This window comes from Pseudomonas sp. NY5710 (assembly GCF_013305665.1).
Lineage (GTDB): Bacteria > Pseudomonadota > Gammaproteobacteria > Pseudomonadales > Pseudomonadaceae > Aquipseudomonas > Aquipseudomonas juntendi.
On the sequence record NZ_CP045554.1, the window covers coordinates 1,689,702 to 1,711,344 of the forward strand.

At 63.0% G+C, this 21,643-nt stretch carries 23 protein-coding genes; all 23 read left to right on the forward strand.

The genetic code is table 11. The annotated features are described in order from the left end of the window. The first annotated feature begins 10 nt into the window (after positions 1 to 10). The 23 genes from fliF to GEV39_RS07790 all read left to right on the forward strand — a co-directional run bounded on the left by fliF (position 11) and on the right by GEV39_RS07790 (position 21,637). Positions 11 to 1,789 (forward strand): flagellar basal-body MS-ring/collar protein FliF, encoded by a 1,779-nt coding sequence (gene fliF, locus GEV39_RS07680; RefSeq protein ID WP_173888049.1) that lies wholly within the window; start codon positions 11 to 13, stop codon positions 1,787 to 1,789. Continuing rightward, positions 1,782 to 2,801: a flagellar motor switch protein FliG gene (gene fliG, locus GEV39_RS07685; RefSeq protein WP_003254434.1), complete on the forward strand. Its 1,020-nt coding sequence runs from the start codon at positions 1,782 to 1,784 to the stop codon at positions 2,799 to 2,801. The genes fliF and fliG overlap by 8 nt, the downstream gene beginning before the upstream one ends. 109 nt (positions 2,802 to 2,910) lie before the next feature. Continuing rightward, positions 2,911 to 3,705 carry a flagellar assembly protein FliH gene (fliH, locus tag GEV39_RS07690; protein ID WP_173888050.1) on the forward strand — a complete coding sequence of 265 codons (795 nt, stop codon included), beginning with the start codon at positions 2,911 to 2,913 and terminating at the stop codon, positions 3,703 to 3,705. Continuing rightward, positions 3,695 to 5,050: a flagellar protein export ATPase FliI gene (fliI, locus tag GEV39_RS07695; protein WP_054904676.1), complete on the forward strand. Its 1,356-nt coding sequence runs from the start codon at positions 3,695 to 3,697 to the stop codon at positions 5,048 to 5,050. The genes fliH and fliI overlap by 11 nt, the downstream gene beginning before the upstream one ends. A 6-nt stretch (positions 5,051 to 5,056) precedes the next feature. After that, positions 5,057 to 5,509, forward strand: coding sequence for a flagellar export protein FliJ (gene fliJ / locus GEV39_RS07700; protein WP_173888052.1), 453 nt, complete (start codon positions 5,057 to 5,059; stop codon positions 5,507 to 5,509). Between the two features lie 114 nt (positions 5,510 to 5,623). Beyond that, entirely contained in the window at positions 5,624 to 5,926 is a 303-nt protein-coding gene (locus GEV39_RS07705) for an STAS domain-containing protein (RefSeq protein WP_173888054.1), read from the forward strand. A gap of 8 nt (positions 5,927 to 5,934) precedes the next feature. Further along, complete coding sequence (locus GEV39_RS07710; protein ID WP_173888056.1) at positions 5,935 to 7,626, forward strand: fused response regulator/phosphatase; 1,692 nt, start codon at positions 5,935 to 5,937, stop codon at positions 7,624 to 7,626. A 47-nt stretch (positions 7,627 to 7,673) separates the two neighbouring features. Then, positions 7,674 to 8,021: an Hpt domain-containing protein gene (locus tag GEV39_RS07715; RefSeq protein WP_173888057.1), complete on the forward strand. Its 348-nt coding sequence runs from the start codon at positions 7,674 to 7,676 to the stop codon at positions 8,019 to 8,021. A gap of 70 nt (positions 8,022 to 8,091) precedes the next feature. After that, a complete protein-coding gene (locus tag GEV39_RS07720) occupies positions 8,092 to 9,354 on the forward strand; it encodes a flagellar hook-length control protein FliK (protein WP_173888059.1) in 1,263 nt (420 codons plus the stop codon). A gap of 208 nt (positions 9,355 to 9,562) precedes the next feature. After that, entirely contained in the window at positions 9,563 to 10,060 is a 498-nt protein-coding gene (gene fliL / locus GEV39_RS07725; RefSeq protein WP_054911378.1) for a flagellar basal body-associated protein FliL, read from the forward strand. A 9-nt stretch (positions 10,061 to 10,069) separates the two neighbouring features. Next, the gene (gene fliM / locus GEV39_RS07730; RefSeq protein WP_173888061.1) at positions 10,070 to 11,038 is read left to right on the forward strand and encodes a flagellar motor switch protein FliM; all 969 of its coding nucleotides are present in this window, start codon (positions 10,070 to 10,072) and stop codon (positions 11,036 to 11,038) included. 47 nt (positions 11,039 to 11,085) lie between these two features. Continuing rightward, positions 11,086 to 11,553: a flagellar motor switch protein FliN gene (gene fliN, locus GEV39_RS07735; protein WP_173888063.1), complete on the forward strand. Its 468-nt coding sequence runs from the start codon at positions 11,086 to 11,088 to the stop codon at positions 11,551 to 11,553. Further along, positions 11,554 to 12,000, forward strand: a complete 447-nt coding sequence (gene fliO / locus GEV39_RS07740; protein ID WP_173888064.1) for a flagellar biosynthetic protein FliO — start codon at positions 11,554 to 11,556, stop codon at positions 11,998 to 12,000. Continuing rightward, positions 12,000 to 12,767, forward strand: coding sequence for a flagellar type III secretion system pore protein FliP (gene fliP, locus GEV39_RS07745; protein WP_054881279.1), 768 nt, complete (start codon positions 12,000 to 12,002; stop codon positions 12,765 to 12,767). The genes fliO and fliP overlap by 1 nt, the downstream gene beginning before the upstream one ends. A 21-nt stretch (positions 12,768 to 12,788) precedes the next feature. Continuing rightward, positions 12,789 to 13,058 (forward strand): flagellar biosynthesis protein FliQ, encoded by a 270-nt coding sequence (gene fliQ / locus GEV39_RS07750; protein ID WP_012273497.1) that lies wholly within the window; start codon positions 12,789 to 12,791, stop codon positions 13,056 to 13,058. A 7-nt stretch (positions 13,059 to 13,065) separates the two neighbouring features. Further along, entirely contained in the window at positions 13,066 to 13,842 is a 777-nt protein-coding gene (fliR, locus tag GEV39_RS07755; RefSeq protein ID WP_054881280.1) for a flagellar biosynthetic protein FliR, read from the forward strand. A gap of 2 nt (positions 13,843 to 13,844) precedes the next feature. Continuing rightward, entirely contained in the window at positions 13,845 to 14,987 is a 1,143-nt protein-coding gene (flhB, locus tag GEV39_RS07760) for a flagellar biosynthesis protein FlhB (protein ID WP_173888065.1), read from the forward strand. Positions 14,988 to 15,227: 240 nt separating this feature from the next. Continuing rightward, a complete protein-coding gene (flhA, locus tag GEV39_RS07765; RefSeq protein ID WP_173888066.1) occupies positions 15,228 to 17,357 on the forward strand; it encodes a flagellar biosynthesis protein FlhA in 2,130 nt (709 codons plus the stop codon). A gap of 11 nt (positions 17,358 to 17,368) precedes the next feature. Further along, complete coding sequence (flhF, locus tag GEV39_RS07770) at positions 17,369 to 18,673, forward strand: flagellar biosynthesis GTPase FlhF (RefSeq protein ID WP_173888067.1); 1,305 nt, start codon at positions 17,369 to 17,371, stop codon at positions 18,671 to 18,673. Between the two features lie 84 nt (positions 18,674 to 18,757). Next, a complete protein-coding gene (gene fleN / locus GEV39_RS07775; protein ID WP_172828404.1) occupies positions 18,758 to 19,600 on the forward strand; it encodes a flagellar synthesis regulator FleN in 843 nt (280 codons plus the stop codon). Next, positions 19,597 to 20,337 (forward strand): RNA polymerase sigma factor FliA, encoded by a 741-nt coding sequence (fliA, locus tag GEV39_RS07780; protein WP_009683227.1) that lies wholly within the window; start codon positions 19,597 to 19,599, stop codon positions 20,335 to 20,337. The genes fleN and fliA overlap by 4 nt, the downstream gene beginning before the upstream one ends. 116 nt (positions 20,338 to 20,453) lie before the next feature. After that, a complete protein-coding gene (locus GEV39_RS07785; protein ID WP_173888068.1) occupies positions 20,454 to 20,828 on the forward strand; it encodes a chemotaxis response regulator CheY in 375 nt (124 codons plus the stop codon). A gap of 20 nt (positions 20,829 to 20,848) precedes the next feature. Next, complete coding sequence (locus tag GEV39_RS07790) at positions 20,849 to 21,637, forward strand: protein phosphatase CheZ (protein WP_173888069.1); 789 nt, start codon at positions 20,849 to 20,851, stop codon at positions 21,635 to 21,637. Positions 21,638 to 21,643: the final 6 nt, after the last annotated feature.

A 21,643-nucleotide genomic window follows, 5' to 3' on the forward strand; every position in this document is an offset into this window, starting at 1 on the left:
GATGTAACCCATGGCTGAAGCAGTCGTCGATAACGCCCCCGCCAAGGCTGGTTCGCCAGCGGCCAAGCCGCCGCTGTTCGGCATGGCGTTTCTGGAAAACATCGCGCAGATGCCCATGCTGCGGCAGGTCGGCCTCATGGTCGGCCTGGCGGCCAGCGTGGCGATCGGCTTTGCCGTGGTGCTGTGGTCGCAGCAACCCGATTACCGTCCGCTGTACGGCAGCTTGTCGGGCATGGACACCAAGCAGGTCATGGACACCCTGGCTGCGGCCGACATTCCGTACAACGTCGAACCCAATTCTGGCGCCTTGCTGGTCAAGTCCGATGACCTCGCCCGTGCACGCCTGAAGCTGGCCGCGGCGGGCGTGGCGCCAAGTGACGGCAACGTGGGCTTCGAACTGCTCGACAAGGAGCAGGGCCTGGGCACCAGCCAGTTCATGGAGGCTACCCGCTACCGCCGCAGCCTGGAAGGCGAGCTGGCGCGCACCGTGTCGAGCCTGAACAACGTCAAGGCCGCCCGCGTTCACCTGGCCATTCCGAAAAGCTCGGTGTTCGTGCGCGACGAACGCAAACCCAGCGCTTCGGTACTGGTCGAGTTGTACCCAGGCCGCGCCCTGGAGCCCGGGCAGGTGATGGCTATCGTCAACCTGGTCGCCACCAGCGTGCCGGAGCTGGACAAGTCACAGGTCACCGTGGTGGACCAGAAGGGCAACCTGCTGTCCGAGCAGATCCAGGATTCTGCGCTGACCCAGGCTGGCAAGCAGTTCGACTACAGCCGCCGGGTGGAAAGCATGCTCACCCAGCGTGTGCACAACATTTTGCAGCCGGTGCTGGGCAACGACCGCTACAAGGCCCAAGTGTCCGCCGACCTGGACTTCAGCGCGGTCGAGTCCACTTCCGAGCAGTTCAACCCCGACCAGCCAGCGCTGCGCAGCGAGCAGTCGGTTGATGAGCAACGTGCCAGCAGCCAAGGCCCGCAGGGCGTGCCTGGGGCACTGAGCAACCAGCCGCCCGGTGCGGCCACGGCACCGCAGACCACCGGTGGCGCCGCCACCCCGGCAGCGGCCATTCAGCCTGGGCAACCGCTGGTCGATGCCAATGGCCAGCAGATCATGGACCCGGCCACCGGCCAGCCGATGCTCGCGCCGTACCCGTCGGACAAGCGTCAGCAAAGCACGAAGAACTTCGAGCTGGACCGCTCGATCAGCCACACCCGCCAGCAGCAAGGGCGCATGACCCGTCTGTCGGTGGCCGTGGTGGTCGACGACCAGGTCAAGATCGACCCGGCGACCGGTGACACCACCCGTGCCCCGTGGGGCAGCGAAGACCTGGCGCGCTTCACCCGCCTGGTGCAGGACGCCGTTGGTTTCGATGCCAGCCGTGGCGACAGCGTGACGGTGATCAATGTGCCGTTCGCGGCCGACCGTGGCGAGGAAATTGCCGACATCGCCTTTTACCAGCAGCCGTGGTTCTGGGATATCGTCAAGCAGGTGTTGGGCGTAGTGTTCATCCTGGTGCTGGTATTCGGTGTACTGCGGCCGGTGTTGAACAACATTACAGGGGGCGGCAAGCAAGCTGCCCCGGATAGCGACATGGAGCTGGGCGGCATGATGGGTCTGGATGGCGAACTGGCCAACGACCGCGTCAGCCTGGGTGGCCCGACAAGCATTCTGCTGCCTAGCCCAAGCGAGGGTTACGAGGCACAGCTCAACGCAATCAAAGGCCTGGTGGCCGAAGACCCGGGCCGTGTTGCCCAGGTCGTGAAAGAGTGGATCAACGCCGATGAGTGATAACCGAGCCGTTACCGCCAAGCTGAGCCGCGTGGACAAGGCGGCGATCCTGTTGCTCTCGCTGGGTGAAACCGATGCGGCGCAGGTGCTGCGGCACATGGGCCCCAAGGAGGTACAGCGGGTAGGTGTGGCCATGGCGCAGATGGGCAATGTGCACCGTGACCAGGTCGAGCAGGTGATGAGCGAGTTCGTCGACATCGTCGGCGACCAGACCAGCCTGGGCGTGGGCTCCGATGCCTATATCCGCAAGATGCTCAACCAGGCGCTGGGCGAGGACAAGGCCAACGGCCTGGTCGACCGCATCCTGCTGGGTGGCAACACCAGTGGCCTGGACAGCCTGAAGTGGATGGAGCCGCGCGCCGTGGCGGATGTGATCCGCTACGAGCACCCGCAGATCCAGGCCATCGTGGTCGCCTACCTCGACCCCGACCAGGCCGGCGAGGTACTGAGCAACTTCGACCACAAGGTGCGCCTGGACATCGTGCTGCGCGTGTCGTCGCTCAACACTGTGCAGCCAGCGGCCTTGAAGGAATTGAACCAGATTCTGGAGAAGCAGTTCTCGGGCAACTCCAACGCCGCGCGCACCACCCTGGGTGGCATCAAGCGCGCCGCCGACATCATGAACTTCCTCGACAGCTCCGTGGAAGGCGCGTTGATGGACGCGATCCGCGAAATCGACAGCGACCTGTCGGAGCAGATCGAAGACCTGATGTTCGTCTTCAACAACCTGGCCGATGTCGACGACCGCGGTATCCAGGCGCTGCTGCGCGAGGTGTCGTCTGACGTGCTGGTGGTATCGCTCAAGGGTGCCGACGAGCGCGTCAAGGACAAGATCTTCAAGAACATGTCCAAGCGTGCCTCGGAGTTGCTGCGCGACGACCTGGAGGCCAAGGGCCCGGTGCGGGTGAGCGATGTGGAAACGGCGCAGAAGGAAATCCTCACCATTGCCCGGCGCATGGCCGAAGCCGGCGAGATCGTGCTTGGCGGCAAAGGCGCCGAGGAAATGATTTAAGCGGCCAGTTACAAGCCGCAAGCTACAAGAAACAGCAGCCCTCGCGCAGCCTGTTTTTTCTTGAAACTTGCCGCTTGAAGCTTGCCGCTATGACCCACAGGCATTACCAATGTCCACCAAAGAACACCACCCCAGCGACCTGATCCGTGCCCGCGACCTTGAGGGCGTGGATGTATGGGCGTTGCCCAGTTTCGACCCGCAACCCGAGCCCCAAGCCGAGCCCGAGCCGGAGCCCGAGGTGGTCGAGGACGAAATCGAGGAAGTGCCGCTGGAAGAAGTCCAGCCACTGACCCTGGAAGAGCTCGAAGCCATACGCCAGGAAGCCTACAACGAGGGCTTCGCCACCGGTGAGCGCGAGGGCTTCCATAGCACCCAGCTGAAGGTGCGTCAGGAGGCCGAAGAGGCGCTCAAGGCCAAGCTCGACAGCCTTGAGCGGCTGATGAGCAACCTGATGGCGCCGATTGCCGAGCAAGACACACAGATCGAAAAGCATCTGGTGCATCTGGTCGCGCACATGACCCGCCAGGTGATCGGCCGTGAGCTGCGCACCGACTCCAGCCAGATCACCCAGGTGCTGCGCGAGGCACTCAAGCTGCTGCCCATGGGCGCGGAGAACATTCGTATTCACCTCAACCCGCATGATTTCGAGCTGGCCAAGGCGCTGCGCGAACGGCATGAGGAAAACTGGCGGCTGTTGGAAGACGGCACCTTGTTGCCCGGTGGTTGCCGCATCGAAACCGCGCACAGCCGCATCGATGCGAGCATGGAAACGCGCATCGAAAAAGCCGTCGCGCAGTTGTTCGACCAGTTGCACGACCATTCTCTGCACCCGGCAAAACCCGACCTTGCCATAGACCTGGAAGCGCCGGTCGAACCTGCCGTGGACAACCCTGATGCGCCTTGAACGCACCAGTTTCAGCAAGCGCCTGGGCAGTTACGCCGAGGCCATTGCGCTGCCCGCCCAGCCGATCGTCGAAGGCCGTCTGCTGCGCATGGTCGGGCTTACCCTGGAGGCCGAAGGCCTGCGGGCCGCCGTGGGCAGCCGCTGCCTGGTGATCAACGACGACAGTTACCACCCGGTGCAGGTCGAGGCCGAGGTCATGGGCTTTGCCGGGTCCAAGGTATTCCTCATGCCAGTGGGCAGTATTGTCGGCATTGCCCCAGGTGCACGCGTGGTGCCGCTGGACGACGGCGGCCGCCTGCCCATGGGCATGAGTATGCTCGGCCGGGTGCTGGACGGTGCGGGCCGCGCGCTGGATGGCAAGGGCGGGATGAAGGCTGAGGATTGGGTGCCGATGGACGGCCCGGTGATCAACCCGCTCAACCGCGACCCGATCAGCAAACCGCTGGATGTGGGTATTCGCAGCATCAACGGCCTGCTGACCGTCGGCCGTGGTCAGCGCCTGGGCCTGTTTGCCGGTACTGGCGTGGGTAAATCGGTATTGCTGGGCATGATGACCCGCTTCACCGAAGCGGAAATCATCGTGGTTGGCCTGATTGGTGAGCGGGGCCGCGAGGTCAAGGAATTCATCGAGCACATTCTCGGTGAGGAGGGCCTTAAGCGCTCGGTGGTGGTCGCCTCGCCGGCCGACGATGCCCCCCTGATGCGCCTGCGGGCCGCCATGTACTGCACGCGCATTGCCGAGTACTTCCGCGATAAAGGCAAGAATGTGCTGTTGCTGATGGATTCGCTGACGCGTTTTGCCCAGGCCCAGCGGGAAATTGCCCTGGCCATTGGCGAGCCGCCGGCCACGCGGGGTTATCCGCCGTCGGTGTTTGCCAAGCTGCCCAAGCTGGTGGAGCGGGCGGGTAATGGCTTGCCAGGTGGTGGCTCGATCACCGCGTTCTATACCGTGCTGTCCGAAGGTGACGATCAGCAAGACCCCATCGCGGATTCGGCGCGTGGTGTGCTTGACGGGCATTTCGTACTGTCGCGGCGCCTGGCGGAGGAAGGCCATTACCCGGCCATTGATATCGAAGCCTCGATCAGCCGGGTGATGCCGCAGGTGGTGGATGCCGACCACTTGCGTCAGGCGCAGAAATTCAAGCAGCTATGGTCGCGCTTGTCGCAAAGCCGCGACCTGATCAGCGTGGGTGCCTATGTGGCGGGCGGCGATCCGGAGACTGACCTGGCGATTGCCCTGCAGTCCAAGCTGGTGGGTTTCTTGCGCCAGGGCCTGCGTGAAAACGTGGGTATGGCGCAAAGCCGTGAAGAGCTGGGGGCGATCTTCACGCCCCCGGCCGGCTGATAGGCCATGGCCCTCCCTGGGCGCGCCGCGCGCCTGGCGCCGGTGGTGGACATGGCTGAAGAGGCCGAACGCAAGGCCGCCCAGCGGCTGGGCCATTTTCAGCAGCAAGTTGCCGTCGCCCAAGCCAAGCTGGCCGAGCTGGAGCGGTTTCGCGAGGACTACCAGCAGCAGTGGCTCAACCGTGGTGGGCAGGGGGTCAATGGCAACTGGCTGGTGAACTACCAGCGCTTCCTTGGGCAGTTGGAAACGGCGATGACCCAGCAGCGGCAAAGCCTGGTCTGGCACCAGAACAACCTCGACAATGCCCGTGGCACGTGGCAGCAGGCCTACGCCCGGGTGGAGGGGCTGCGCAAGCTGGTGCAGCGCTACTTGGACGAGGCCCGCCGCGCCGAGGACAAGCGTGAGCAGCGCCTGCTGGACGAGTTGTCCCAGCGCCTGCCGCGGCAAAACCAGTTCTGAATCCGTAGCGTCGCGTTGTGGAGCGGCCTGTGGGCGCCGTGTTCTTGCCGCCCATGCCATCGCCTGCTAAACCTTCAACAAGCTGTATTCGCCATCATCGAAGGAATCGCTCGCATGGCAGTAGAAACTGATCTCACGCAGGATGGGAAAACGTTGACGATCAAGATCAAAGGACGCTTCGATTTCAGCAAGCATCAGGAATTTCGCGATGCCTATGAGCGCCAACCAGGCCGGCAAGATTGCGTGGTTGTCGATCTGAAAGACACTACCTACCTCGACAGTTCGGCCCTGGGCATGCTGTTGCTGCTGCGCGACCATGCGGGCGAAACGGTTGAGGTGCAAGTGGTGAACCCCAGCTCCGACGTGCGCAAGATTCTCGCCATCTCCAATTTCGAAAAACTCTTCAACATCAGCTGAGCGCCGACATGCCGGCCGAACAGGCATTGACCGTGCTGGTTGCCGAAGACGGTGCCGCCGACCGTCTGCTGCTGGCGCAGATCGTGCGTCGCCAGGGGCACGAGGTTGTCACCGCGGAAAATGGTGCGCAGGCCGTGGCGCTGTTCGTCGAGCGGCGCCCGCAGTTGGTGCTGCTGGATGCGCTGATGCCGGTCATGGACGGCTTCGAGGCGGCGCGGCAGATCAAGGCCCTGGCGGGCGAGGCGTTGGTGCCGATCATTTTCCTCACCTCGCTGAACGAGGAAGAGGCCTTGGTGCGTTGCCTGGAAGCGGGCGGCGATGATTTCATGGCCAAGCCCTACAGCGCGGCGATACTGGCTGCCAAGATCCGCGCCATGGACCGCCTGCGTCGGCTGCAGGGCACCGTGCTGGCGCAGCGTGACCAGATCGCCCGGCACCACCACCACTTGCTCAACGAACAGCGGGTGGCCAAGGCCGTGTTCGACAAGGTCGCCCACGCCGGCTGCCTGGCTGCGGCAAACATCCGCTACCTGCAATCGCCCTACGCCTTGTTCAATGGCGACCTGATGCTGGCGGCATTCACGCCGGCCGGCGACATGCGTGTGCTGCTGGGTGATTTCACCGGCCACGGCCTGCCGGCTGCAGTGGGTGCCATGCCGCTGGCGGAAGTGTTCTACGGCATGACCGCCAAGGGTTACGACATGGCCGAGGTCCTGCGCGAGATGAACGCCAAGCTCAAGCGTATTCTGCCGGTCGACATGTTCTGTTGCGCGGTGCTGCTCAATCTGAGCATGCAGTGTGGCGCAGTAGAGGTATGGAATGGCGGCATGCCTGATGTCTACCACCTTTCGGTGGATGGCCGGGTGTTGTCGGTGCTGCAGTCTCGGCACCTGCCGCTGGGTATTCTGGCGGCCGAATGCTTCGATGCCAGCACAGAGATGTTGCCGCTGGTACAAGGGGAGCGCCTGCTCCTGCTGTCGGACGGGGTGCTGGACACTGCCGACGAGCAGGAGCGCTTGTTTGGGGATCGGCGCCTGCGCGAAGTGCTGGACGCCAACCGCGACCCGGCCCGCTTGTTCGACGAGTTGCTGTTGGCCCTCGAGCGTTTTGGAGGGCGCCCACGTGACGATATCAGCTTGTGCGATATCCGCATGTTCGATGCTCAAGAGCGGCCACCGATGCCTGTGCTCTACGCTGACAGCGGACGGTCCAGCCCGCAGGACTGGTCGTTGGCGTTCGAGGTGCGGGGTGCCAGTCTCAAAAGTTTCAACCCGGTGCCTTACATGGTGCAGTTGTTGCAGGAAATACCGGGCCTGCGAGCGCGCACCGGCCACCTGCACAGCGTGCTCAGCGAGTTGTATTCCAATGCGCTGGAGCATGGCGTGCTCGGTCTGGATTCGCAGCTCAAATGCGATGTGCAGGGCTTTGCCGACTATTATCAAGAGCGCGCGCGGCGCCTGGCGTTGGTGGGTGAAGGTTATGTAAGCATCCGTTTAAGGGTTGAACCGCGCCCCCAGGGTGGGCGTCTGAGTATCGAGGTTCGCGACAGCGGCGCTGGTTTCGATGTGCCGAGCGTGTTGGCCCGGGCTGTGCCGGACCACGGCCTGAGTGGTCGTGGCCTGAACATGGTGCAGCAGCTGGCCAGTGATGCGCGCTGGGCCGAGGGCGGGCGGTGTGCGCAGGTGGAATTCCAATGGTGAGCCCCGGGCGGGCTTGGGCATAATCTGCTTGATCAGGGAGTGAGCAAGTGATGGACATGCATATCGATCACCAAGTTCTCAAGGGCCTGCGTGAGGTCATGGAGAATGAGTATCTGACATTGGTGGAGACGTTTCTCACGGACTCGGAGCTCCGCGTGGAGCAGCTGCACGCGGCTAAAAGTGCCGCAGAACTCATGACGGCTGCACACAGCTTCAAGGGCAGCAGCAGCAATATGGGCGCGATGATTTTGGCCAGCCTGTGCCAGCAGCTTGAAGAGCGTGCGCGGCAGCCGCCGCTGTATGGCATAGAGGACCTGATCAGCCGCATTGTTCGGGAGTATCAGGAGGTAAAGTGCTTTTATAGCGGTGAGAAAGATCGCATTTCTGCCGGCTGACGGCTAGTTGGCGCGAGTCTTGCTTCTCTCTGCCAGGAAGATATTCACGTTCTGGCGCGGAGACCGCTCGATGCCTGTCGCACCCAACCCCTTGTTGCAAGCCAATGCCTCCGCCAGTACCGCGCGGTCAACTGCCCAACAGGCGGACAAACCCGTGCAGGCGTTGGGCGACAAGGGCGACGGCTTCGACCAGGTCATGGCCCAGCAGCGGCGCAACCCGCCGGGTGGGCCCGATGACAAGGTTGCCCAGGCCAAGCCCAAGGACAAGCCAGACGCGGCTGTTGGCGGCAAGAAGGGCCCGGGCAGCCAGGCAGCCGTTGCCGATGACGGCAACAAATTGCCGGATAACGATGCCGGGCAGGCTGATACCGGGCTGACGGACGCCAGCCTGGTGGCTGGGCAAGTCACCGATGGCCAGCCCGGCGGGCAGCTGATCCAGGCCCAGGCCGAGGCGGTGGCGCCCGTGTTGCAAGCCGCCACGGCGCAAGCCCAACTGGCCACCGCAGTGCCGGCAGAACCCACCGAAGAAGCCTTCGACCCTGACGCCGACCCCTTGGCCAACCTGCCAACCCTGCGCCTGGCGCTGGAGCACAGTGCTCAGGCCAAAGGTAGTACCTCCGCACATGCCCTTGATCCGGCCCAGGCTCGGGGCGAAGACGGCCGTGCTGCCGTCAATAGCTTGACGACTGTGGTCGAGCAAACCGAGGGCGAAGCTACCGAATCCGGTGACGGGGCGTTTGGTGCCTTGCTCGAAGACGGCCTGAAAGACACCAAGAGCGCTGCCAGCGACACCCGTATCGATGATTTCGCCAATCGCCTGGCCAGCCTGACCCAGGCAGCCACGGCCAAGACCGCCAACGCGGTGCCGGGCAGTACCAGCCCGCTGCACCAGCCCTTGCCGATGAACCAGAATGCATGGGCCGAGGGCCTGGTCAACCGGGTCATGTACTTGTCCAGCCAGAATCTCAAGTCGGCGGATATCCAGCTGGAGCCAGCCGAGCTGGGCCGCCTGGACATTCGCGTCAATGTGGCGGCGGACCAGGCTACCCAGATCACGTTCATCAGCGGCCATGCGGGCGTGCGTGATGCCCTGGACAGTCAGGTGCACCGCCTGCGCGAGCTGTTCGCCCAGCAGGGGCTGGCGCAGCCCGACGTCAACGTCGCCGATCAGTCGCGGGGGCAGCAACAACAACAGGGCCAGGCACAGGACAGCAATCTGTCCGGGGTGGCGGCGCGGCGGGCCGGGCAGGGTGGGGGCGAGGTTGTCGATAGCGCCCGGCCAGTGGAGCAGCAGGTGGTTGTCGGCGACAGTGCGGTCGATTACTACGCCTGATGCCAGGTAGCCTGTTCCGGCCTGTTCGCGGGCTCGCCCGCTCCCACCGGGATTTGAAACCTGTGCAGTACCTGTGGGAGCGGGCATGCCCGCGAAGAAGCGAGCACCGCAAATCCTGCTGAAACCGAGCTTCTGAATAAGCTGGCATAACACTTGCTCAAGCCAAGCCATCCTCCTTTGAACCCCCGATGGACGACGGATTATTGGCATGGCGAAGAGCGAAGCAGTCAAAGACCCCGCCACAAAAGGCAAACTCAAGCTGATCATCATGGCTGTCGTCGGCTTGTTGCTGGCGATCGGCCTGTCGGTGGGCGCTACCTGGTTCATCATGCACAAGAGCGAACCGGCGCCGGCTGCCGAGGCGGCAGCCAGCAACGTCAAGCCCGCGGCAATCTACCAGGCGCTGACCCCGGCCTTCGTGGTCAACTTCAACCAGAACGGTCGTCAGCGCTACATGCAGGTGAGCATTACCATGCAGGCGCGCAACCAGGCAGACCTGGACGCGCTCAAGGTGCACATGCCGGTCATCCGCAACAACCTGGTGATGATGTTCTCCGGGCAGGGCTTCGACGCCCTCGCTGGCAGCCCGGTCGGCCAGGAAATGCTGCGCCAGAAAGCGACTGCCGTGGTCCAGGAAGTGGCGCAGAAGGAACTTGGCAAGCCGGTCATCGACCAGCTGCTGTTCACCAATTTCGTATTGCAGTAGGAGTGCGCAATGGCCGTACAGGACCTGCTGTCCCAGGATGAGATCGATGCTCTGTTGCACGGCGTCGACGACGGGCTGGTGCAGACCGAGAGCGTCTCGGAGCCTGGCAGTATCAAAAGCTACGACCTGACCAGTCAGGACCGTATCGTGCGCGGTCGCATGCCGACCCTGGAAATGATCAACGAGCGTTTCGCCCGTTACACCCGCATCAGCATGTTCAACCTGCTGCGCCGCTCGGCCGACGTGGCCGTGGGTGGCGTGCAGGTGATGAAGTTCGGCGAATACGTGCACTCGTTGTATGTGCCGACCAGCCTGAACCTGGTCAAGATCAAGCCATTGCGTGGCACTTCGCTGTTCATTCTCGACGCCAAGCTGGTGTTCAAGCTGGTGGACAATTTCTTCGGCGGCGATGGCCGCCATGCCAAGATCGAGGGCCGTGAGTTCACCCCCACCGAGCTGCGCGTGGTACGCATGGTGCTGGACCAGTGCTTCGTCGACCTCAAGGAAGCCTGGCAGGCCATCATGCCGGTGTCTTTCGAGTACATGAACTCCGAGGTCAACCCTGCCATGGCCAACATTGTCGGGCCGAGCGAGGCCGTGGTGGTGTCCACCTTCCATATCGAGCTGGACGGTGGTGGCGGTGACCTGCACGTGACCATGCCGTATTCGATGATCGAGCCGGTGCGGGAAATGCTCGATGCCGGTTTCCAGTCTGACCTGGACGACCAGGACGAGCGTTGGGTCAAGGCCCTGCGCGAAGACGTGCTGGATGTTGCGGTGCCGATGACTGCCACCGTGGCCCGGCGCCAGTTGAAGCTGCGCGACATTCTGCACATGCAGCCCGGCGATGTGATACCGGTTGAATTGCCCGAGCACCTGGTGTTGCGCGCCAATGGCGTGCCGGCGTTCAAGGCGCGGCTGGGCTCGCACAAGGGCAACCTGGCGCTGCAGATCATCGACCCGATCGAACGCCGCTGACGGCGTGCCGGTCGCCCCTAACGAATTGAATGCCTGTCGAGGAAACCATGGCTAACGAAAACGAGATCACCTCCCCAGAAGATCAGGCCTTGGCCGATGAGTGGGCCGCCGCGCTGGAAGAGACCGGTGCGGCCGGCCAGGCGGACATCGATGCGCTGCTGGGCGGTGACACCAGCAGCCACAGCGGCCCGGGTCGCCTGCCAATGGAAGAGTTCGCCAGCTCGCCCAAGCCGAACGAAAATGTCAGCCTCGAAGGGCCGAACCTGGATGTGATCCTGGATATCCCGGTGAACATTTCTATGGAAGTGGGCAGCACCGAGATCAATATCCGCAACCTGCTGCAGCTCAACCAGGGTTCGGTCATCGAGCTCGATCGCCTGGCCGGCGAGCCCCTGGACGTGCTGGTCAACGGTACGCTGATCGCCCATGGCGAAGTGGTGGTGGTCAACGAGAAGTTCGGCATTCGCCTGACCGACGTGATCAGCCCCAGCGAACGCATCAAGAAGCTGCGCTGAGTGAAGGCCACGATACGCGCCATTGCGGCACTTGCGGCGCTGTTGGGCAGCCATGCCTGCCTGGCTGCGGCCACGCCCACGGCCACGCCGGCAGCTGCGCCTGGCAGCCTGGGCGGGCAGATGGCGCAGATGGTCTTCGGCCTGCTGCTGGTAGTTGGGCTGATTTTCTTCCTGGCCTGGCTGCTGCGGCGTTTGCAAAGCACGGCAGTTAAGGGTGGGCAGGTGATCGAGATCGTCGGTAGCCGCGCCATCGGCCCGCGCGACCGCCTGTTGCTGGTGCAGGTGGGCAAGGAGCAGATTCTGATAGGCCATACCCCGGGCAGCATCGAGGCATTGCATGTGCTGGCAGAACCGGTGCAAGTGCCGGAAAACACTCGCCAGGCGACGCCGGAGTTTGCCCAGCGGTTGATGGAGCTGATGGGCAAGAACCCTAAGGACAACAGGTGATGAGCGGCGCACTGCGTAGGTTGTTGGGGCCGTTGTTGACAGTGGCGCTGTTGCTGGCCGCGCCGTTGGCGTTGGCCGCCGACCCGTTGTCGATTCCGGCCATTACCCTGTCCAATACCGCGGACGGGCAGCAGGAATATTCGGTCAGCCTGCAAATCCTGCTGATCATGACGGCGCTGAGCTTCATTCCGGCGTTCGTCATCCTGATGACCAGCTTCACCCGTATCATCATCGTGTTCTCGATCCTGCGCCAGGCCCTGGGCTTGCAGCAGACACCGTCGAACCAACTGCTGACCGGCATGGCGCTGTTCCTGACGATGTTCATCATGGCCCCGGTGTTCGACCGGGTGAACCAGGATGCCTTGCAGCCTTACCTGAAAGAGCAGATGACCGCTCAGCAGGCCATCGACAAGGCCCAGGGGCCGCTCAAGGACTTCATGCTGGCGCAAACCCGGCAAAGCGACCTGGACCTGTTCATGCGCTTGTCCAAGCGCACCGACATTGCCGGGCCCGATCAGGTGCCGCTGACCATACTGGTGCCCGCGTTCGTCACCTCCGAGTTGAAAACGGCGTTCCAGATCGGCTTCATGATTTTCATCCCGTTCCTGATCATCGACATGGTGGTGGCCAGTGTGCTGATGGCGATGGGTATGATGATGCTGTCGCCGCTGATCATTTCGCTGCCGTTCAAGATCATGCTGTTCGTGCTGGTCGATGGCTGGGCGCTGATCATGGGCACCCTGGCCAGCAGTTTCGGCGGCGTCTGACGCCGTCAAGGAGAGCCGCCGATGACACCTGAAGTCGCTGTCGACCTGTTCCGTGATGCCCTGTGGCTGACCACCCTGATGGTGGCCGTGCTGGTGGTGCCGAGCCTGCTGGTGGGCCTGGTGGTGGCGATGTTCCAGGCCGCCACGCAGATCAACGAACAGACCCTGAGCTTTCTGCCGCGCCTGCTGGTGATGCTGATCACGCTGATCGTCGCCGGGCCGTGGCTGGTGCAGAAGTTCATGGAGTACATCACCACGCTCTATACCAACATTCCGCAGCTCATAGGTTGATGCGCGGATGCTTGAGCTGACCGATACGCAGATCGGCACCTGGGTCGCCACCTTCATCCTGCCATTGTTCAGGGTGACGGCCGTGTTGATGACCATGCCGATCTTCGGTACCCGCATGCTGCCGGCGCGGGTGCGCCTGTATGTGGCCGTAGCCATTACCGTGGTCATCGTGCCGGCGTTGCCACCGCTGCCTGAATTCGACCCGCTGAGCCTGCGCGGCCTGCTGCTGTGCGCCGAACAGATCATCGTCGGGACGTTGTTCGGCCTGGCGTTGCAGTTGCTGTTCCAGGCGTTCGTGATTGCCGGGCAGATCGTGGCGGTGCAGATGGGTATGGCCTTTGCCTCCATGGTCGACCCGGGGAACGGGGTCAACGTCACGGTGATCAGCCAGTTCATGACCATGCTGGTGAGTGTGCTGTTCCTGTTGATGAACGGCCACCTGGTGGTGTTCGAGGTGCTCACCGAAAGCTTCACCACGTTGCCGGTTGGCAATGCGCTGGTGGTCAACCACTTCTGGGAGCTGGCCGGGCGCATGGGTTGGGTGTTCGGTGCCGGCTTGCTGTTGATCCTGCCGGTGATTGCGGCGTTGCTGGTGGTGAACATCGCCTTTGGGGTGATGACCCGTGCGGCGCCGCAGCTGAACATTTTCTCCATCGGTTTCCCGTTGACCCTGGTCATGGGCATGTTCATCTTCTGGGTCGGCCTGGCCGATGTGCTGTCGCACTACCAGGCATTGGCCAGCGAAACGCTGCAGTGGCTGCGTGAACTGGCAAGGGCGGGCTGAGCATGGCTGAGAGCGAGAGCGGCCAGGACAAAACGGAAGACCCCACCGAGAAACGCAAGCGCGACTCACGGGAAAAAGGCGAGGTCGCCCGCTCCAAGGAGCTGAACACGGTGGCGGTGACCCTGGCCGGTGCGGGCGGGCTGCTGGCGTTTGGTGGCCATTTGGCCGAAACCCTGCTGGCGTTGATGCGCATGAACTTCAGCCTGACCCGGGACATCATCGTCGATGAGCGGGCGATGGGCGCGTTTCTGCTGGCCTCGGGCAAGATGGCCATCTGGGCCGTGCAGCCGGTGCTGATCCTGCTGTTCGTGATCTCCTTCGTGGCGCCCATCGCGCTGAGCGGCTTCCTGTTCTCGGGCAGTTTGCTGCAGCCGAAATTCAGTCGCATGAATCCGTTGTCAGGCATCAAGCGCATGTTCTCGATGCATGCCTTGACCGAATTGCTGAAGGCGCTGGCCAAGTTTTTCGTGATCCTGGTGGTGGCGGTGGTGGTATTGATCAACGACCGTCAGGCGCTGCTGTCGATTGCCAACGAGCCGCTGGAGCAGGCGATCATTCACAGCCTGCAGGTAGTGGGCTGGAGTGCCTTGTGGATGTCGGCCGGGTTGTTGTTGATCGCGGCTGCGGATGTGCCGTTCCAGCTGTACCAGACGCACAAGAAACTGAAGATGACCAAGCAGGAAGTGCGCGACGAGTACAAGGACAGCGAGGGCAAGCCCGAGGTCAAGCAGCGTATTCGCCAGCTGCAGCGCGAAGTGTCGCAGCGGCGCATGATGGCGGCGGTGCCGCAGGCCGATGTGATCATCACCAACCCGACCCACTATGCGGTCGCCTTGCAGTATGACCCGGAGAAGGGTGGGGTGGCGCCGTTGCTGTTGGCCAAGGGCACGGACTTCATTGCCTTGAAGATTCGCGAAATTGGCATGGAGCATAAGGTTCAGATCCTGGAATCGCCGGCGCTGGCGCGGGCGATCTATTACTCGACCGAGATCGAGCAGGAAATCCCCGCCGGCCTGTACCTGGCTGTGGCGCAGGTGCTGGCCTATGTGTTCCAGATCCGCCAATACCGTGCGGGCAAGGGCAAGCGCCCTGAGCCGTTGAAGGATGACCTGCCGATCCCGCCAGACCTGCGCCGCGACAGTTGATCTTGGGTCTTGAGAGGGGATTGGAAGCTGTCATTCACCGTTACGCCTGTGGGAGCGGGCTTGCCCGCGAACACCGGCGCAGCCGGTGCCAGACACTGCGTCGCCTGCTTCGCGGGCACGCCCGCTCCCACAGGCCGACCCACAACATAAATCTCCTGTCGCGCAAAGTTGGAAGGCTTCTTGCAATGCCAGCCGCAGATGCCCCTTGGGCGTCAAAGTTTTGCATCAAGAGGACTCGCGGTGGATCGCACTCAGTTAATCAGCAACGCCCGTCATAACCTGGCCGGGCTCGGCCGGGGCAACCTGGGTGTACCGCTGCTGCTGTTGGTGATGTTGGCAATGATGATGTTGCCGATACCACCGTTCCTGCTCGACGTGTTCTTCACCTTCAACATCGCCTTGTCGATCGTGGTGCTGCTGGTCTGCGTCTACGCCTTGCGCCCGCTCGACTTCGCAGCATTCCCCACCATCCTGCTGGTGGCCACGCTGCTGCGCCTGGCACTGAACGTTGCCTCCACGCGGGTGGTCATGCTGCACGGCCAGGAAGGCCACGGTGCCGCCGGCAAGGTGATCCAGGCCTTCGGCGAGGTGGTGATCGGCGGTAACTACGTGGTCGGTGCGGTGGTCTTCGCCATCCTCATGATCATCAACTTCGTGGTGGTGACCAAGGGCGCCGGGCGTATCTCGGAAGTGAGCGCGCGCTTCACCCTGGACGCCATGCCCGGCAAGCAGATGGCGATCGACGCCGACCTCAATGCCGGCCTCATCGACCAGGCCCAGGCCAAGCACCGTCGTGCCGAGGTGGCCCAGGAGGCCGAGTTCTACGGTTCGATGGACGGTGCCAGCAAGTTCGTGCGCGGTGATGCCATTGCCGGCTTGCTGATCCTGTTCATCAACCTGATCGGTGGCATGCTGATCGGCATGCTGCAGCATGGCATGAGCTTCGGCGAGGCCGGCAAGGTGTACGCCCTGCTGACTATCGGTGACGGTTTGGTGGCGCAATTGCCATCACTGCTGTTGTCGACCGCTGCGGCCATCATGGTCACGCGCGCCTCGGGCTCCGAGGACATGGGCAAACTGATCAACCGGCAGATGTTCGATTCGCCCAAGGCGTTGGCGGTGTCGGCGGGGTTGATGATTGTCATGGGGCTGGTGCCGGGCATGCCGCACATCGCCTTCATCGGCCTGGGGCTGCTGGCCGGCGGCGGGGCTTATCTGGTGTGGAAGAAACAGCAGAAGGCCAAGGCCCAGGCTTTGCAGGAGGCGCAGCGCCAGCAAGACCTGCTGCCTTCGCCGCAGCGGGCGCTGGAAACCAAGGAACTGGGCTGGGACGATGTGACACCGATCGACATGATCGGCCTGGAAGTCGGCTACCGGCTGATCCCCCTGGTGGACCGCAACCAGGGTGGTCAATTGCTGGCGCGAATCAAGGGCGTGCGCAAGAAGCTGTCGCAGGACCTGGGCTTCCTCATGCCCACGGTGCATATCCGCGACAACCTTGACCTGCAGCCCAGCGCCTATCGCCTGACGCTGATGGGTGTGATCCTGGCGGAGGCCGAGATCTACCCGGACCGCGAGCTGGCGATCAACCCGGGGCAGGTGTTCGGCACCCTCAACGGCATTGCCGCACGTGACCCGGCGTTCGGCCTGGAGGCGGTGTGGATCGACGTGGGCCAGCGCTCGCAGGCGCAGTCGCTGGGCTATACCGTGGTCGACGCCAGTACGGTAGTGGCCACCCACCTCAACCAGATCCTGCAAAAGCACTGTCATGAACTGATTGGCCATGAAGAGGTCCAGCAACTGTTGCAGGTGCTGGCCAAGGCTTCGCCTAAACTTGCAGAAGAACTGGTGCCGGGTGTCATTTCCTTGTCGGGGCTGCTCAAGGTCTTGCAGGCCCTGTTGTCGGAACAGGTACCAGTGCGCGATATTCGCAGTATTGCCGAAGCGATCGCGAACAACGCTGGCAAGAGTCAAGATACCGCCGCGCTGGTTGCGGCGGTGCGCGTCGGATTGTGTCGCGCCATCGTGCAAAGCATTGTCGGCGTTGAGTCGGAGCTCCCGGTGATTACCCTGGAGCCAAGGTTGGAACAGATCTTGCTCAATAGTCTGCAACGCGCCGGGCAAGGTCAGGAAGACGGTGTTCTTCTGGAGCCGAGCATGGCCGAAAAGCTGCAACGTTCGCTGATCGAAGCGGCCCAGCGCCAGGAAATGCAGGGCCAACCGGCCATTCTGCTGGTCGCCGGCCCGATCCGCGCCATGCTGTCGCGTTTCGGTCGCCTGGCTGTACCGAATTTGCATGTGCTGGCGTATCAGGAAATACCGGACAACAAGCAAGTCACCATCGTTGCCACCGTGGGCCCTAACGGCTGAGGTAGTGGATAATGCAAGTTAAGCGATTTTTCGCCGCCGATATGCGTCAGGCCATGAAACTGGTCCGTGATGAGCTGGGCGCCGATGCCGCGATCATTGGCAACCGTCGCATTGCCGGTGGTGTCGAGCTGACGGCCGCGCTGGACTACAAGCTGTCCGCCCTGGCCCCGCGTGTGCCCAATGCCGAGCTGGAAGAAGAGCTGCGCAAGACCCACACGCGCATCGCCACGGCCCAGGCCGAGCTCGGCCACCGCCAGGACAGCAGCGACAACAACCGCCAATTGTTCGCCGGGCAGTCGCTGACCGCCGCCGAGCCGCTGGTCGAACCCCATGCCGAGGCCCCACCGGCGGCCGCCACGGCACCGGCGGCGGTTGACCCGCGCCTGTTCGATGCCATGCGCTCCGAGCTGTCGGGCCTGCGCGAACTGCTGGAAGTGCAGCTCGGCTCGCTGGCCTGGACCCAGCTGCAGGGCAGCAAGCCACAACAGGCCAACATCTGGCGGCGCCTGCAGCGCATTGGCCTGTCCGGGCCGATTGCCCGCGAGCTGCTGGAGCTGACCGCCGAAATCGAAGAGCCACGCCATGCCTGGCGCATGCTGCTGGCGCACTTGGCCCGCATGATCGACATCCCCGAGGTAGAGCCGATCGAAGAAGGCGGTGTGATCGCCATGGTCGGCCCGGCCGGCATGGGCAAGACCACCACCCTGGCCAAGCTGGCGGCGCGCTATGTGCTCAAGTATGGCGCGCAGAACATGGCGCTGGTGAGCATGGACAGTTTTCGCATCGGTGCCCAGGAGCAGCTCAAGACCCTTGGCCGCATCCTCAATGTCCCGGTCACCTATGTCGACCCTGGTCAGTCGCTGGCGGCAGCGCTGGAGCCGCTGCTGCGCAAGCGTGTGGTGCTGATCGATACCGCCGGCCTGCAAGCCAGCGACCCGGCCCTGCGCATGCAGCTGGAGACCCTGGCCGGCCGTGGCATCGCCGCCAAGAATTACCTGGTACTGGCCACCACCAGCCAGAAGCAGGTGCTGACCGCCGCCTACCACAGCTACAAGCGCTGTGGCCTGGCCGGCTGCATCCTGACCAAGCTCGACGAAACGGCAAGCCTTGGCGATGTGCTGAGCCTTGCCATCAGTCATGATTTGCCTGTGGCCTATCTTACCGACGGCCCGCGCATTCCTGACGACCTGCACCTGCCGCGGGGGCACCAGCTGGTGTCCCGGGCGGTCAATGTGCAGCAGCAGGAGGAGCCCAGCGAAGAGGCAATGGCCGACATGTTCGCTGATCTCTACCACAACCCACGGCGAGCGGGTTGAGTATGAAACGTGTGCAAAGTAGCTATGCCAAGGGGTGCGCAGAATTGCCCTACGTGTGGCCTGGGTCCCAGCGATACAAGGTAAATTACAAACATGGGTAGCATGCATCCCGTACAGGTGATCGCCGTGACCGGTGGCAAAGGTGGCGTCGGCAAGACTAACGTTTCAGTGAACCTGTCCCTGGCGTTGGCCGAACTCGGCCGCAGGGTCATGTTGCTGGATGCCGACCTGGGCCTGGCCAATGTCGACGTGTTGCTGGGCCTGACGCCCAAACGGACCCTGGCCGATGTCATCGAAGGGCGCTGCGAGCTGCGTGACGTGATACTGCAGGGGCCTGGCGGTGTGCGCATCGTGCCGGCTGCCTCCGGTACCCAGAGCATGGTCCACCTGGCGCCGGCCCAGCACGCCGGGCTGATCCAGGCGTTCAGCGAAGTCGGCGACAACCTCGATGTACTGGTCATCGATACCGCTGCGGGTATCGGTGAGTCGGTCGTCAGCTTTGTCCGTGCCGCCCAGGAAGTATTGTTGGTGGTGTGCGACGAGCCTACCTCGATCACCGATGCCTACGCGCTGATCAAACTGCTCAACCGTGACTACGGCATGAACCGCTTCCGCGTGCTGGCCAACATGGCCCAGAGCCCTCAGGAAGGGCGCAATCTGTTTGCCAAGCTGACCAAGGTTACCGACCGTTTCCTGGATGTCGCCCTGCAGTACGTGGGCGCCGTGCCCTACGACGAGTGCGTGCGCAAGGCGGTGCAGAAGCAGCGTGCCGTGTACGAAGCCTTCCCACGCTCCAAGTGCGCGCTGGCCTTCAAGGCGATTGCGCAGAAGGTCGACAGCTGGCCGCTGCCGGCCAACCCACGTGGCCACCTGGAGTTCTTCGTCGAGCGCCTGGTGCAGCCGACCAGCGCGGGACCGGTGCTATGAACGCCAGCGGGTTCAAGATGTACAGCCGGGCGGCCAAAGACGCCCAGTACGAGTTGATCGAACGCTACGCCCCCCTGGTCAAGCGCATCGCCTACCACCTGCTGGCGCGCTTGCCGGCCAACGTGCAGGTCGAGGACCTGATCCAGGCCGGCATGATCGGCCTGCTGGAAGTGGCCAACAAGTACGACGCCAGCAAGGGCGCCAGCTTCGAAACCTATGCCGGCATTCGTATCCGCGGCGCCATGCTCGACGAAGTGCGCAAAGGCGACTGGGCACCCCGTTCGGTGCACCGCAACACCCGCATGGTCAGCGACGCGATGCGCGCCGTGGAGGCCAGAACCGGCCGTGACGCTAAAGATCATGAAGTTGCTGCCGAACTCCAATTGAGCCTCGATGATTACTACGCGATCCTCAACGATACCTTGGGCAGCCGTTTGTTCAGCTTCGATGACCTGCTGCAGGACGGTGAGCACGAGGGGCTGCATGAAGACGGTGCCAGCGGCCAGGTCGAACCTGCCCGGGGCCTCGAGGAGGAGCGCTTCCAGCTAGCCCTGACCGAGGCCATCGCCAACCTGCCCGAGCGTGAACGCCTGGTGCTGGCGCTGTACTACGACGAAGAGCTCAACCTCAAGGAGATCGGTGAGGTGCTGGGGGTCAGCGAGTCGCGGGTCAGCCAGTTGCACAGCCAGTGTGCCGCGCGTCTGCGAAGCCGCCTGGGGGAATGGCGGGCGCGCTGAGCCTGCCGGGGTAGCGGCTGTTTCCACGCGGTTTTCCACGTTGTACCGAATTGATTGAATGCGCGCTCGGGGCCGAGCGCGTTTGAGACTGCTTGGAGGTCTACTTGAACAAAGACATGAAAATCCTCATCGTTGACGACTTTTCGACGATGCGGCGGATCATCAAGAACCTGTTGCGTGACCTGGGCTTCACCAACACCGAAGAGGCCGACGACGGCACCACGGCGCTGCCGATGCTGGAAAACGGCCAATACGACTTCCTGGTGACCGACTGGAACATGCCTGGCATGTCCGGCATCGACCTGCTGCGCAAGGTGCGTGCCCACGACCGGCTGAAAACCATGCCCGTGCTGATGGTCACTGCCGAAGCCAAGCGCGACCAGATCATTGAAGCGGCCCAGGCCGGCGTCAATGGTTACGTGGTCAAGCCGTTCACGGCACAGGTGCTCAAAGAAAAGATCGAGAAGATCTTCGAACGCGTCAACGGCTGAGTCACGTCAGGGGGCGCGCCATGGATTCATCACATAACTCTTTGGGCGAGTTCGAATCGACCCTGAAGAAACATGCCCAGGAGTTGGTCGAAAGCCTGGAGCGGGGCCGTTTCGGCGAGGCGGTGCAGCTGATTCACGAGCTGAACCAGACCCGCGACCGCGGCTTGTACCAGGAAGTCGGCAAGCTGACCCGCGAGCTGCACAGCGCCATCGTCAGTTTCCAGATCGACCCGACCATGCCGCAGGCCGAAGAGGTGTCACAGATTACCGATGCCACCGAGCGCCTGTCCTATGTGGTCAAGCTCACGGAAGGCGCGGCCAACCGCACCATGGACCTGGTCGAGGAAAGCACCCCGGTGCTCAACGACCTGGCCAGTGAGGCCAAGGCCCTGAGCACCGACTGGCAACGCTTCATGCGCCGCGAAGTGGCGGCTGAAGAATTCCGCGACCTGGTCAAGCGGGTCGACAGTTTCCTCACGCACAGCGCCGAAGGTAACCGCAAGGTCGCCGGCCACCTCAATGACATTCTGCTGGCCCAGGACTATCAGGACCTGACCGGGCAGGTGATCAAGCGCGTCACCAACCTGGTGACCGAAGTGGAAAGCAACCTGCTCAAGTTGGTGCTGATGGCCAGTCAGGTCGACCGCTTTGCGGGCATTCAGCATGACCACGATCAATTGCGCGCAGAAAAAGATCGAGAAAAACATCCGACTCGGGGTGAAGGTCCGCAGATTCATGCCGATAAGCGTGAAGACGTCGTGTCCGGCCAGGACGACGTCGATGATCTGCTGTCCAGCCTGGGTTTTTAAGGAGCA